This window comes from Lelliottia sp. F153 (assembly GCF_002870005.1).
Lineage (GTDB): Bacteria > Pseudomonadota > Gammaproteobacteria > Enterobacterales > Enterobacteriaceae > Enterobacter > Enterobacter nimipressuralis.
In genome coordinates, this window is sequence record NZ_PKFT01000003.1 from 283,923 (window position 1) to 297,406 (window position 13,484).

Genomic DNA, 13,484 nt, shown 5'->3' on the forward strand with positions numbered 1-13,484 from the left:
CGATAATCCACGCTATCCTGCAAAGGTTATTGCGATTTTCAGGACAATCTATGCACCGTTCAGGACTGACAGAGCTGGAAGTGGTGATGGCCGTAGTGCGGCGCGGGAGTTTTCGCAGCGCAGCGCAGGAACTCAACATGTCGGCAACAGCAGTGAGCAATGCCATCGCCGGGCTGGAAAGCCGCCTGCAGACGCGGCTGTTTAACCGCACCACCCGCAGCGTTGCGCTGACGGACGCCGGGCAGCGCTATGTGGCGCGTATCGGCCCGGCATTGCAGGCGATCCGCCAGGCCAGCGAAGAGATCCACAGCGAGACGGACGAACCTGCCGGAACGCTGCGCCTGAACGTGCCGAACAATATCGGCACCCTTTTTCTGGACGATCTGCTGATCGACTACATGATCCGCTACCCCAAAATGCGCGTGGAGACCGTCAGTGAAGCGCGTCTGATCGACATTGTCGCCGAGGGGTTTGACGCCGGGATCCGCCTGGAAGAGTCTGTCCCACAGGACATGATCGCCATCCCACTCACCGGCGATATCCGCCAGCTTGTCACTGCCACACCGGACTATTTTTCCCGCCACGGCATTCCGCAAACGCCGGATGATTTGCGCCACCATCAGGGGATTGGAATGCGCATGTCGCACGGCGGGATTTATCGCTGGGAGCTTGAACGGCGCGGCGAACGCTATGCCCTGGCCGTCCCGCCGCGTTTTGCGACGTCGGATCTGTTTGCCTCGATACGGGCGGTGAAAGCGGGGCTGGGAGTCGGTTTTTTACCGGAACTTTATATCCAGCAAGAGCTGGCATCGGGGGAACTGGTGAGCGTGTTAAATGACTGGACGCAGCCCTTTGCCGGACTGCGCCTCTACTATCCCGGCCACCGGCACGTCCCGCCGGGGTTGCGGGCGCTGGTGGCGCTGATTCGCGAACGCGGGATTATTCCAGGTTAGCTTTGTTCAGGCCGTAAGCCGCATCCATTGCACCCGGCTCCATGCGCGAGGTAATGCCCAGACGGTTCCAGGCATTGATCGCCACGATGGCGAAGTTAAGCTCTGAAATCTCGGTGTCGGAGAAGTGCTCTGCCACGCTGCAGTACAGTTCGTCGCTGATGCCGTGGACGCTGATTTGGGTCAGCGCTTCGGCAAAAGCCAGCGCCGCTTTTTCACGGGCACTGAACAGCGGCGATTCGCGCCAGGCGGTCAGATGATACAGGCGCAGCTCGCGCTCACCGGCAATTTTCGCCTCTTTCGAGTGCATATCCAGACAGAACGTGCAGCCGTTCAGCTGAGAGACGCGGATATCGATCAAGTGCTTCAGGGCCGGATCGATGGAGGTTTTGCCGATCGCCATGCTCAGGTCGGACAGGGCTTTGGCAAGTGCAGGTGTGGCTTTATGGTGGTTAACGCGAGTGCTCATTGTCTTTCCTCTTTTTGTGCGGCATATCAAATGCGATGGGGCAAATCTACGCCGATCATGACATAGTAAAAAGATACAAAATCCAGGAAATGAGGTAGGACATGAAATCGGGCTATCACGATATCTACACCCGCTATCGCGACAACATCACGCGCGGCGTGCTGAAGCCCGGCGACAAAGTGCCTGCCATCCGCGTGCTGGCCGAGGAGCTGAAAGTGGCGCGCAAAACCGTCGAAACGGCTTACGCTATCTTGATCGGAGAGGGCTATCTGGTGAGCGAGGGGGCGCGCGGGACGCGGGTGAATCCCCATTTAACCCTCCCGGCGAAACAACCGGCTCCCGCTGAGCAGGCCACCGGCACGCTGCCGGAATCGCTCATCAGCCAGCGCGAGCGCGCCGGCTTCCTGCGTCCAGGTATTCCGGCGCTGGACAGTTTTCCCTACAAAAAGTGGCTGCTGCTGGCAGGCCAGGCGACGCGATCGATGCGTCAGGAAGAGATGCTGAATCCGCCGGTCATGGGCTGGTATCCCCTGCGCCAGGCGATTGCCAGCTACCTGAACATTTCGCGCGGATTGTCCTGCACGGCAGAACAGGTGCTGATCACCAGCGGGTACAGCGGCAGCCTGCGGCTGATCCTCGATACGCTGGCAAGCCGCAGCGATAAAGTGGTGTTCGAAGATCCGGGCTATTTTATGGGGCAGCAGCTTTTAAAGCGGATCGTCCCGCGCCTGCACACGGTGCCCGTGGATCGCGCCGGGATGGACACGGAGTATCTTCTGCGCCACCACCGCGACGCCCGTTTTGCCATCGTCACCCCTTCACATCAAAGCCCGCTGGCGGTAACGCTTTCCCTGCCACGCAAACAGCAGTTGCTCGACTGGGCAACGCATAACGAGGCGTGGATCATCGAGGACGACTACGACGGCGAGTTTCACTACACCCGCAAAGTGCTGCCGTCGTTGAAAAGCCTCGATCGTCACGACCGGGTGATCTTTATGGGCACGTTCAGCAAAACCGTGATGCCCTCCCTGCGCATGGGTTATCTGGTAATGCCCACCAGCACCGTGGAGGCCTTTACCGACTGCGCGGATATTGTTGCCAGCGGCCAGCCGGTACTGACGCAAAAAATTCTCACCACCTTTCTTAACGATGGCCACTTTTTCCGCCATCTGAAAAAGATGCGCACACTCTACCAGCAGCGTCGCGACTGGATGATCGCCGCGCTGCAGGAGGTGTATGGCGAGCGGTTTTTCACTGAGCAAAACGATGGCGGAATGCATATCGTGGCATTCCTGAGCGCAGGCAGTTGCGACCGCGAGATCGCCCGCTGCTGGCAGGCGCAGCAGCTGCAGGTCAATGCGCTTTCAGAGTGGTATCGCGGTTCCGGTAAACGCTACGGGCTGGTGATGGGCTATAACAACGTGCGCAGCTATGACGAGGCGCTGGAACTGCTGCGACGCCCGCAGGCCGAGACCCTGCGCCTGCTGGAGTAGCCAGTATCGGACCCGATAAATTTCGTAGGTGTGCGTGGCAGAACATCTCTTTATACTCTGCGGGCTTATTTCGTCGGGTTCCGACATTTTTCTAAGGACAAGAAAATGAAGTCAATTTTAGGATTTGATTATCTGTTAACGCCGCGCGTGCTGGTCTTTTTCTACTGGATCGCCATGGTGCTGATTCTGATCGGCGGTGTGTATTCCATGTTCACCGAGCATCTGTTTACCGGTTTTATCGGCATGATTTTCAGCCTGATCGGCTGTCGCGTGATGTTCGAGCTGATTATGGTGGCGTTTAAAAATAACGAATACCTGCGCCGCATCGCGGAGAACACCAGCAAAACCACCGCAGAGTAATCTTCAGGCATTTATCTGCTCCCCCGCAGATAAATGCCCTGCCATTCAGATATTGCATGCATCATTTCGCGTTAATCCGACATCCTTCAGCTGTTCGTCGCTCATGCCCTGCAACACACGTCGCGTCTGCTGGCGGCGACGCCATTTGATAAACGCCTGCCAGATAAAAACGAAGCCGATAAAAGGTCTGTTTGGGCGGTTTTCGTTGAATTCCATGATGTTCTCCTCACGCTGTTTGAGGCTCTATCATCGTCGGAAACCGGCTTTACAATACAGATTCAAAAACAACTTTTCTTTAACATACAGATCCGCTAAAAATGAATCTGCATGGCGATTTTCGCCCTTATCTGTACTGGTTTAACCATCTGTATGGTCACATTCGAGGATACAGCATGACGCGCTACCAACATCTGGCCAATCTTCTGGCGCAACGCATTGAACAGGGGCTGTATCGCAGCGGCGAGCGGTTGCCGTCGGTGCGTGCCCTTAGCCAGGAGCATGGCGTCAGCATCAGCACCATTCAGCAGGCCTATCAGATCCTCGAAAATCTTCAGCTGATTACCCCCCAGCCGCGCTCAGGCTATTTTGTCTCGCAGAAAAAAGCCCTGCCGCCCGTTCCGGCGATGACCCGCCCGGTGCAGCGCCCGGTGGACGTCACCCAGTGGGATGAAGTGATGATGCTGCTCGATGCGCGCGGCGATCGCGAGATGGTCTCCTTTGGCGGCGGCTCGCCGGATCTGACCCAGCCGAGCCTGAAACCCCTGTGGCGCGAGATGAGCCGCATCGCGCAGCATAATCCGGCGGAAATGCTGAGCTATGACGTGCTGGAGGGGCGTAAAGAGCTGCGTGAGCAGATCGCGCGCCTGATGCTCGACGGCGGATCGACCGTCGCGGCAGACGAGATCGTCATCACCAACGGCTGCCACGGCGCGCTCTCTCTGGCGCTGCTCTCCGTGTGTAAGCCGGGGGATATTGTGGCGGTTGAGTCGCCGTCGTTTCACGGCACCATGCAGATGCTGCGCGGGTTTGATATCAAAGCCATTGAGATCCCAACGGATCCTGAAACCGGGATCAGTATTGAAGCGCTGGAACTGGCGCTGGAGCAGTGGCCGATCAAAGCGGTGATCCTGGTGCCGAACTGTAATAACCCGCTCGGCTTTATCATGCCGGAATCGCGCAAACGGCAGGTTCTGGCGCTGGCCCAGCGACACGATATTGCGATCGTCGAAGATGATATTTACGGTGAGCTGGCGGCGGAATACCCACGCCCGCGCACCATTCACTCTTTCGATATCGACGGGCGCGTGCTGCTGTGCAGTTCATTTACCAAAACCGTCGCCCCTGGGCTGCGCGTCGGCTGGATTGTGCCAGGTCGCTATTACGACCGGGTGATGCACATGAAATACGCGGCGGGCGGGTTTAACGTTCCCGCCACGCAGATGGCGGTGGCGGCGTTTATCCGCGACGGGCATTACCACCGGCATGTGCGGCGTATGCGTCAGATTTATCAGCAGAATATGGAGCGTTACACCTGCTGGGTGCGGCAATACTTCCCGGCTGAGATTTGCGTGACGCGCCCGCAGGGAAGTTTTTTGCTGTGGGTGGAATTACCGGAGCAGGTGGATATGGTGTGCGTCAGTAAGCAGCTGTGCGCGCTGAAGATTCAGGCTGCGGCGGGATCGCTGTTTTCCGCATCCGGGAAATATCGCAACTGTCTGCGGATTAACGTCGCGTTGCCGCCCAACGAGAGAAATCGTGAGGCGCTGAAGAAAATGGGCGAGGCGATCTATATCGCCATGGAGGAGTAGTGTTGCCGGGGGGGTGGCAACACTCTCCATGAGCCTCACATCAGAACTTCCAGGACACACTTCCGACGATACTGCGCTCTGCGCCGAAGTAGCAGTAAGAGAGCGAGTTACAGGCCGCCACGTAGTTTTCGTCCGTCAGGTTGTTCACGTTAAGCTGCGCGCTCAACCCTTTCACACCCAGTTTCGACAGATCGTAGCCCACCGCCACGTCCACCAGCGTATAGGACGGCAGCGTGTGCGTGTTCTGGCGATCGCTCGTCACACCGTTCACGTAACGCACGCCGGAACCGAGCGTCAGGCCGTCAAACGGACCGGTTTTGACGTCGTAGCTCAGCCAGGTGCTGGCCATATTGCGCGGGGCGTAGACGGCGCGTTTGCCCTCCTCTTCCGGGCTGCTCTTCTTATAACGAATGTCCGTGTAGGTATAGGCCGCCTGCACGCGCAGGCTGTCGGTGAGCTGGCCTATAGCTTCCAGCTCCACGCCTTCCGATTCGATCTCCCCGATGGAGCGGTACGGATCTGTCGGCTCCTCTTTGGTGGCGATGTTTTTCTGGTTAATGCGGAACACCGACGCGCTGAACTGGCTGTTCATCCCCTCCGGCTCCACCTTCACGCCTGCTTCCCACTGCTTGCCCTTCATCGGGTCTAGGATCTGGCCGTTCTCATCGGCAAAGCTGGTCGGCGTAAAGGCCGTGGAGTAGCTGATGTACGGCGCAATGCCGTTATCGAACAGGTACAGCAGCGCCGCACGGCTGCTGAAGTTGTTCTTATCCAGATCGCTGCGGCTGCTGTTGAGCTTGTCGATATTGGAGACGCTCACCTGGTCGTAACGCCCGCCCAGCGTCAGACGCCAGCGGTCGATGGACATCTGATCCTGCAGGTAGTAGCCCGTCTGGCGCAGCTTGTGCTTCTCTTTGCTGTACATGGTGATGTAATCCGGCTTCGCGCCGTACACCGGGTGGAAGGCATTGATCGGCGGGAAACCGCCGTAGTAGCCGGTGGTATTGTTGCTGCGATCCTGATAATCCAGACCGATCAGCACGCGGTGGTTCACCGCCCAGGTATCGAAGCTGCCGTCCACCTGGTTATCCAGCGTGATAGCGTTCATCTTCTCGTCGGAACCAGAGTAGCCGCGATTCAGATCCGTTTCGTTCAGCCATCCTGCGGCATAGACCTGATTCAGCTCGACTTTGGTATGCAGGTAGCGCAGCTTCTGACGCACCGACCAGCCGCTATCAAACATATGTTCGATGTTGTAGCCGACCATGTTCTCGCGGCGATCATATTTGTCGTAATCGTCTTCGCCTTCAAAGAACGTATTAGAAATCTTCTTGCCGTCGTGGGGAACCACGGTGCCTTCGTACGGCAGGCCAGAGTGGCTCCCGCCTTCCGGATCGCGATGCAGATAGGCCATCAGATCGAGACGCGTGTTGTCGGTGATACGCCAGGTGAGGCTCGGCATCAGCGCGTAGCGCTCTTCCTTCAGCGGGCCAAACTGCGAATCGGCGTAGCGGGTCATCCCGCTCAGACGTGCGGCCACGCGGTCGTTATCGTCCAGCGGCCCGGTGACGTCGAACATCGCCCCGCGCTGATCGTTATTCCCGGCGAAGAGTTTGATCTCACCGCCCGCATCAAATGAGGGTTTGCGCGAGGTCAGCGCCACAATACCGCCCGGCGAGGAGCGCCCGTACAGCACGGATGCCGGGCCACGCACCACTTCGATATTTTCCAGGAACCAGGGATCGACGACCAGCGAGCTGTGGGAGTTGGTGTCCCCCATCATTTTCAGACCGTCGAGATAGACGTTATCCAGGCTGCCGTCGGAGAATCCGCGCAGCACGATGTAATCAAAGCGGTTCGACGCACCAATCTGGTTGCTGTAGACGCCAGGCGTATAGCTCACCGCCTGGCGCACGCTGGTCGCGCCCTGCTCTTCGAACTGCTCGCGCGTCACGATCGACACCGACTGCGGGGTTTCGATATCCGGCGTTTCGAGTTTGGTGGCGCCACTCTGCATTTGCGAGGTGACAACGACGGTTTCGGTTTTCGGCGTATCCTGCGCCAGCAAAGGGAACGCAACGCTGCCGGTCACCCATCCCACCAGCAGTGCCAGCCGTGATTTAGCGAACATGAAAGTCTCCAAAGGTATTTCTAATTGTTAATAAGAATTATTACCTTTTTGAGATCGCAAACAGCTATGCGCGACGCCAGGTGACGTATGCGAAATGACAAATCGTATGCGGGAGATTCGCGCGATGGCGAAAAGTGAGTTAGCCGTGTCGGCGCAGATCGCCGGGGGAGATACCGTATCGACGGCGAAACGCAGTGGCGAAATTGGTCGCGTGCTGATAGCCGGACATCCACGCAGCCTGCTGCACGCTGTGCCCTTCCAGCAGATAGCGGCGTGCCAGCTCCAGACGGCAGTCGCGCAGGTAATCAAACACCGTTTTGCCATAGGCGTGGCGGAACTTCGTCCGCAGGCTGCCAGAGCTCATCGCCGCCTGCGTCGCCAGCTGTGCGAGGGTGTACTCCTGTTCCGGCGACTGTTCCAGCATGCGCCGGATACGTTCCAGGCGGGCATGTTCTCCGCTCGGCGGCAAAGCACCGCGTCCTGTTTGCGGCTGGCACTGGTTCAGACCGTGGCCGAGCAACTGGTACATCAGCCCTTCGAGCAACAGCGTGCGCACCACGGCGCTCAGCCCCTTCTGCTGCGCATGCTGAATGCCGATCAATACAAATCCAGGCACCGGCCAGACAAACGTTGGCGCATCCAGACGCTGCCATTCCTGGAGCAGCGTTTCCAGTAAGCTCTGGCGATCGGCATTATTCGGATAGACGCCAAAAGAGAGGGTTTTCAGAGTGCAGTCTGCGTCGTGACGGGCGCTCATCGCCTGCTGTTCGCTCAGCTGCGAGCTAAAGGCCATCCCCGGCAACACCTGATATTCCTGGCCGTTCAGCGTCAGCGTGACGCAACCTTCCAGCACCACCAGCATATAAAGCGGGCTGCTGTGGCGGGAGGTGGTTTCGTAGGGCTGGAGCACGCGCACGTCGGAGTGCGTCAGGGAAATACCGGAGGAGAGGGTCATCTCTTCGACATCGCCGTGCAGAACGGGGCTGTCCCAGGCGTTATCTGCCAGATGCGGAAAGCGATAATCAATACCGTAGCGCTCGCCGAAGCCAATAAAATCCTCAACGCAGAACAGGCGTTTGGTTGAGCTATCAGGCTGTGCGGCAAGATTCATGATGGCGTTTGCGTGGGCGGATGACACACGAACATTAACACTGCAGCGGCGCAAAGGCTACGCCGCCGCAGGTTCATCGTTCGGATTACTCTTCGAAGTACCAGTAACCCTGGTTAATCAGATCCGTTAGTTCCGCGATAAACGCCGGGTTTTGCAGCGCGTCGCCGAGTTCGTCCTGGCCAAACTCGGTGTAACGGCACAGCACATCGGCCGCTTTCGCATCCACCGTTTCGAGCAGTTCGCTGTTGATAAAGAAACTGCCGCCCACGTTCAGCACGCGCAGACCGCTCAGGCGTGAGAGCGTTTCGCCGCCCTGCAGGGCATCCAGCACCTCTTCGGGTTCATAAGCCGGTTCCGCCGCGGCGATATCCAGCTCGTGACGCGGAGTGCTGACAAAGCTGCCGAACCATTTTTTGAAATCTTCCGGCTGGCTGATCATCTCGATCATCATGTTGCGCAGACGATCAAGTTCGTACTGCTCTACGCGGCCAGGGTGTTCGCGACAGGTCAGATCCGGATCGCTGTAGTGCTCGCCGCCCAGATCGTTTTCCAGCGCGTAGTCGGCAAAGCTGCTGATCAGATCACGACCGTTAGGCCCACGGAAGCCCACGGAATAATTCAGCGCGGTTTCGTGGGTAAAGCCGTCGTGCGGGAATCCAGGCGGAATGTAGAGGATATCGCCCGGCTCCAGATCTTCGTCGATAATCGGCGTAAAGGGATCAACGTGCAGCAGCGCCGGATGCGGGCAGAACTGACGCATCGGCAGCTTGTCGCCCACGCGCCAGCGGCGGCTGCCCATCCCCTGAATGATAAACACATCGTACTGATCGATATGCGGGCCAACGCCGCCGCCAGGCACGGAGTAGGAGATCATCAGATCGTCCAGACGCCAGTCTGGCAGCACGCGGAACGGGCGTACCAGCTCTGCGGACGGCATGTGCCAGTGGTTCACCGCCTGCGCCAGCAGCGACCAGCCGTTTTCACCCAGTCCGTCAAAATGCTCGAAAGGACCGTTGCTCGCCTGCCACTCACCGTTGAAATGGCTGACCAGACGGCTGTCGACTTCTGGCTCCATCGCCAGGCCCGCGAGTTCATCAGGCGTGATCGGATCGACAAAATTCGGGAAGGCATTTTTCAGCACAACGGGTTGTTTTTGCCAGTATTTTTCGAGAAATTCTGGCCAGTTGAGATTCAGTTGATTCGCCATGGAAAGCACCAGTGAGAAGGGAAACAGGTCCGATTATGAGAGACGAGCCGTGAGGCTGCTTTGTCGTGGGTCAATTGGCCGCCAAATCCCTTCCTTCAGCCGTTCGCATGACACACCGTGACAGTTTCAGCCTTTAAGGTTATCGCCCGATCCCTGGCGACTTATATCGTTAATGACTATGAGCGCGCTGTTACGAGGCCTGATATGAGCCATTACACTGAACTTCCTGTTTCAGGAACGGTTAGCACCACGATGGGCGTTTTCATACGCAGGGAAAATCCGTCGGTTTTTTCGCCCGTTGCGAATGCGCTACCTGCCGGGAGTCGCGTGACGGTTCAGGGGGCGGTGGTGGGAGATGCGGTGGAAGGCAATGCACACTGGTATCGGGTGGGCGAGGATACCTTTATCTGGGCCGGGGCTTGTACACGGCTGGAGCCGTATCCGGAATTTCCGGAGGTCATAAGACCCAACTGGACAGCGATTATTTTACATGAACGTTAGCGCCCGGAACCGGGCGCTAACAGGAACACTTAATCCAGTTTCAGTTCATCATACTGGGTGATGATTTTGCCCACGACGCCGTAATCCAGCGCCTCGGCAGGAGACATCCAGAAGTTACGGTCGGTGTCTTTCTTCACTTTTTCCAGCGGCTGGCCGGTCGCATCGGCGATCAGCTTGTTCACGCGGTCCAGCATGCGAATGATTTCACGCGCTTCGATTTCAATATCCGTTGCCTGACCACGCACGCCGCCCAGCGGCTGATGGATCATGAAACGGGTATTCGGCAGCGCATAGCGGTGCTCTTTTTTCGCCGCCAGGAAGATGGTGATCCCGGCGCTCGCCACCCAGCCGGTCCCGATCACGTGCACGTCCGGGCGGATAAACTTGATAAAGTCGTGAATGGTATCACCCGCTTCCACGTGGCCGCCCTGGCTGTTGATGTACAGCTTGATCGGATCGTTGCTCACGCTTTGCAGCAGGATCAGTTGGGTGATCACTTTTTCGGCCAGCGCCTGGTCAATTTCACCGGAGATAATGATCGAGCGAGACTCGAGCAGTTTTTGCTGAAGCGCGCCCGCGCCGTTTTTCCCTTCTGATTTTTCTGTGTTGTCGCGATCTTTCTGTGTGAAGTGCATTGTTATTATCCTCGGCTTTTAGCGCTCAAAGTGAGAGTGTAGCCTGTTTTGCCTGGCAAAGTCGTCAGGCGCGCGCAATGCGAACATCCTGGGTCGCGAACGCGTTAAGAACGTCCTGGTTCATACTCGCTTCAACCACCAGCACATCGATATCACCGGTTTTAGCGACCACGAAGCGCGCGACGCCGGGGATCTTGTCGGTGGTCAGCGCCACGATGGTCTGATTGCTTTGGGCAATCACCGTTTTCTTGAACTCGCAGTCGGCAAAATCAAAGCCGGTCAGCCCCATTTCTGGGTCCATTGCGCAGCCGCCGATAAAAGCCTGATCGAAGATAATCCCCTGGATCTGGCTGGCCGCCGTCGCCCCAACCGCGCCGCCGGAGGCGCGCTGAATCTGCCCACCGGTCATGATCACCTCACACAGCGGGTGGCGGAGCAGCTCCGCCGCAATTGCCGGCGAATTGGTCACGATAGTCACCTTGAGATCGGCAGGCAATGCTTTCGCCAGGGCCAGATTGGTGGTGCCGGTATCCATAAAAATGCAGCTGCCGGGTTTGATCAAGGTTGCCGCTTTCTGCGCGATCATGTCTTTTTTTGCAGGATTTTTTTGCTCGCGGCTAAGGAAGTTTCCCGCATCCGGCAGCTGAAGCACCGCGCCACCGTAGACCTTTTTGCATAATCCCTCTTTGCTAAGCTCATGTAAATCACGGCGAATCGTGTGCTCAGACACCTTCATCTGGGTGGCTAACTCCGTGCAGACCACCCGGCCCTTCTCCTGAAGGATCTTGCGGATCAGGTCTTGTCGTTGTTCCGGAAAAGCAGCATAATCGAGCATAAAGAGTCCTGTTAAAATCCAAATCGAGCATCAATGCGCATAATGTTGCATGGCGCTCACCCTGTCAACAATGCAGCCTGGAAGGGAGCGTGATGATAAAACGCAGCAAGCCGTCTCACCCGCTTGTGGCTACTCAGCCTTACGACGGATTCTGGTTCCAGCCCGTCAGCCACACTGAGCGATCGCAGCAAAAAGTGCAGCGGGAAGAGTTGCCCGCCCGGTTCCAGGAACATCACCCAACAACGCGCAGCAAACAACGAGGCTTAATATGAAAATTGCACATGTCGCCCTCTGGACCCGCAACCTGTCCGCGCAGGTTCAGTTCTGGGAAACGGTTTTCGGGGGTCGCAGCAACGAGATTTACATCAGCAAAAATCGCCCCGGCTTTGCGTCGCACTTTATTACGCTCACCGACGGCCCGACGATTGAGCTGATGACGGTCCCGGAGCTGGCCGATGCGCCCGACCACCTGGAATTTGTCGGCTGGGCGCATATCGCCCTCGACGTCGGCAGCAAAGCGAATGTGGATCGTATGGCGGAACAGGCGCGGCAGAACAGTACCCTGCTCAGCGCACCGCGCATGACAGGCGATGGATTTTATGAAGCGGTGATCGCCGATCCCGACGGGAACAGGATTGAGCTGGTGGGGGAGTAATTCCTGAGTTTGCCGGTGAAGTAAAACCCGGGACGTTCAGAAATACAGGAGAGGATTCACGCGCTACACTGATTTCCTCTCCCTTACTGAGGATGACCCTCATGGAACTGACCGCAGTCAGCGCCCTTCACTTCAGCGTGACGGAACTTACTCGCATTCTGGAGCGCTGTTTTCAGCACTATTTCGTCCCGTTTTCGCTCACGCCCGAGGCTTTTGCCCTGCGTTTTGCCGCAGAGGGAATGAGCATGGAAGACTCCTGCATCTGGCTGCAGAACGGTGAGCCGGTGGCAATCGCCATTATCGCCCGACGCGACGCCCTCGCCCGTCTCGCGGCGTTTGCTATCGTTCCGCCACTTCGCGGGAAAGGGCTGGCCCGCACGATGCTCGCACCGCTGTTCGCTACATTGAAAACCAAAGACGTAGCGCGTTTTTATCTGGAAGTGATCGCCGAGAATCACGCCGGGATTGCGCTGTACCGATCGCTGGGTTTCCGCTATTTACAGGCGCTGTACGGCTTTAAAGCCATCGTGACGGAGCGTACGCCGGGCGCAGAACTGCACACTACCACGCTGGATGCGCTCTACCGTGCGCTCTTTTCTGCGCCACGGGAGACCACGCCCTGGCAGCTCGATCCGCTGGCGCTGCGCTCGTTACCCTGCAAGGTGTTAACCACCGGAGGCGCATGGGCAGCCATCACGACTCACGGCCCTGCGCCGCAGCTGCGCTATCTGTTTGTGGAACCGGCATCGCGGCACAAGGGAGAGGCGCTGCGCCTGTTGCAAACACTGATCGAGCAGTATCCAGCAATCAGCACCCCGGTCGCGGTGCCGGAGCGTTTTGCGCGGCTATTTTTGGCGGCAGGCTACGCGCAGATGGACATTTCGCAGCGTGAGATGGTTTGCGATCACGCCGGTGAATAAAACTGCATCCCGGCATAGGGCTTTTCCCGACACGCCGCCAGTCGCGCGGCGAGATCGCCCACATGCAGTTCCAGCTTATGCCCGTCTGGATCGAGAAAATAGAACGACGCCCCTTCGCTTTTATTGCTTTTCCAGACGGTGACGCCCGCCTGCTCAAGCCTATGTGAAAACGAGTCAAAATCTGCGGGCGCGACGCTGAACGCATAGTGGGTATAGTCGCTTTCGTTGGGCGGAACATAGTCGCGTGTCTCGTCAAACGACAGGCACAGCCAGAGATCGCCGCAGGTAAGATACGCGCCGGTGTCCCACTGCGCATGCAGTGACAAACCCAGCAGATCGCGCCAGAACGCCACGCTGGTTTGCAGGTTGCTGACGGCCAGCGTGAGGTGGTTGAGTGATTGCAGCATAC

The 13,484-nt window shown here is 57.8% G+C and carries 14 protein-coding genes; 6 read left to right on the forward strand and 8 right to left on the reverse strand.

Going from position 1 to position 13,484, the window contains the following annotated elements:
- Nucleotides 1-50: 50 nt before the first annotated feature.
- On the forward strand, nt 51-953 hold the full coding sequence (locus F153LOC_RS11040) for a LysR family transcriptional regulator (protein WP_102104519.1): 903 nt from the start codon (nt 51-53) through the stop codon (nt 951-953).
- Here F153LOC_RS11040 and F153LOC_RS11045 read toward each other — a convergent pair.
- On the reverse strand, nt 940-1,419 hold the full coding sequence (locus tag F153LOC_RS11045; protein ID WP_100777779.1) for a carboxymuconolactone decarboxylase family protein: 480 nt from the start codon (nt 1,417-1,419) through the stop codon (nt 940-942). The genes F153LOC_RS11040 and F153LOC_RS11045 overlap by 14 nt on opposite strands.
- A gap of 101 nt (nt 1,420-1,520) precedes the next feature.
- On the opposite strand from F153LOC_RS11045, the gene F153LOC_RS11050 reads away from it, so the two are divergent.
- Nucleotides 1,521-2,912, forward strand: coding sequence for a PLP-dependent aminotransferase family protein (locus F153LOC_RS11050; RefSeq protein ID WP_102104518.1), 1,392 nt, complete (start codon nt 1,521-1,523; stop codon nt 2,910-2,912).
- Nucleotides 2,913-3,017: 105 nt separating this feature from the next.
- Nucleotides 3,018-3,272 (forward strand): DUF4282 domain-containing protein, encoded by a 255-nt coding sequence (locus F153LOC_RS11055; protein ID WP_102104517.1) that lies wholly within the window; start codon nt 3,018-3,020, stop codon nt 3,270-3,272.
- A 45-nt stretch (nt 3,273-3,317) separates the two neighbouring features.
- Here the strand turns inward: F153LOC_RS11055 and F153LOC_RS11060 are convergent, their stop codons facing one another.
- On the reverse strand, nt 3,318-3,488 hold the full coding sequence (locus F153LOC_RS11060; protein WP_100777782.1) for a DUF1127 domain-containing protein: 171 nt from the start codon (nt 3,486-3,488) through the stop codon (nt 3,318-3,320).
- A gap of 176 nt (nt 3,489-3,664) precedes the next feature.
- Between F153LOC_RS11060 and F153LOC_RS11065 the strand changes: the two genes are divergently transcribed.
- On the forward strand, nt 3,665-5,080 hold the full coding sequence (locus F153LOC_RS11065) for a PLP-dependent aminotransferase family protein (protein WP_102104516.1): 1,416 nt from the start codon (nt 3,665-3,667) through the stop codon (nt 5,078-5,080).
- A gap of 40 nt (nt 5,081-5,120) precedes the next feature.
- Here the strand turns inward: F153LOC_RS11065 and foxA are convergent, their stop codons facing one another.
- The 5 genes from foxA to F153LOC_RS11095 form a co-directional block, all read right to left on the reverse strand.
- Complete coding sequence (foxA, locus tag F153LOC_RS11070) at nt 5,121-7,229, reverse strand: ferrioxamine B receptor FoxA (RefSeq protein WP_102104515.1); 2,109 nt, start codon at nt 7,227-7,229, stop codon at nt 5,121-5,123.
- Nucleotides 7,230-7,350: 121 nt separating this feature from the next.
- On the reverse strand, nt 7,351-8,322 hold the full coding sequence (locus F153LOC_RS11075) for an AraC family transcriptional regulator (protein WP_102104514.1): 972 nt from the start codon (nt 8,320-8,322) through the stop codon (nt 7,351-7,353).
- 85 nt (nt 8,323-8,407) lie between these two features.
- Nucleotides 8,408-9,529, reverse strand: coding sequence for a cupin domain-containing protein (locus tag F153LOC_RS11080; RefSeq protein WP_102104513.1), 1,122 nt, complete (start codon nt 9,527-9,529; stop codon nt 8,408-8,410).
- 530 nt (nt 9,530-10,059) lie between these two features.
- Entirely contained in the window at nt 10,060-10,665 is a 606-nt protein-coding gene (locus F153LOC_RS11090; RefSeq protein ID WP_102104512.1) for an ATP-dependent Clp protease proteolytic subunit, read from the reverse strand.
- A 64-nt stretch (nt 10,666-10,729) separates the two neighbouring features.
- Nucleotides 10,730-11,500 carry a DeoR/GlpR family DNA-binding transcription regulator gene (locus tag F153LOC_RS11095; RefSeq protein ID WP_102104511.1) on the reverse strand — a complete coding sequence of 257 codons (771 nt, stop codon included), beginning with the start codon at nt 11,498-11,500 and terminating at the stop codon, nt 10,730-10,732.
- Nucleotides 11,501-11,768: 268 nt separating this feature from the next.
- Here F153LOC_RS11095 and F153LOC_RS11105 point away from each other — a divergent pair, with 268 nt between their 5' ends.
- A complete protein-coding gene (locus F153LOC_RS11105; RefSeq protein WP_102104510.1) occupies nt 11,769-12,155 on the forward strand; it encodes a VOC family protein in 387 nt (128 codons plus the stop codon).
- 101 nt (nt 12,156-12,256) lie between these two features.
- Complete coding sequence (locus F153LOC_RS11110; RefSeq protein WP_102104509.1) at nt 12,257-13,075, forward strand: GNAT family N-acetyltransferase; 819 nt, start codon at nt 12,257-12,259, stop codon at nt 13,073-13,075.
- On the opposite strand, the gene F153LOC_RS11115 is transcribed toward F153LOC_RS11110, so the two are convergent.
- On the reverse strand, nt 13,060-13,482 hold the full coding sequence (locus F153LOC_RS11115) for a FosA family fosfomycin resistance glutathione transferase (RefSeq protein WP_102104508.1): 423 nt from the start codon (nt 13,480-13,482) through the stop codon (nt 13,060-13,062). The genes F153LOC_RS11110 and F153LOC_RS11115 overlap by 16 nt on opposite strands.
- Nucleotides 13,483-13,484: the final 2 nt, after the last annotated feature.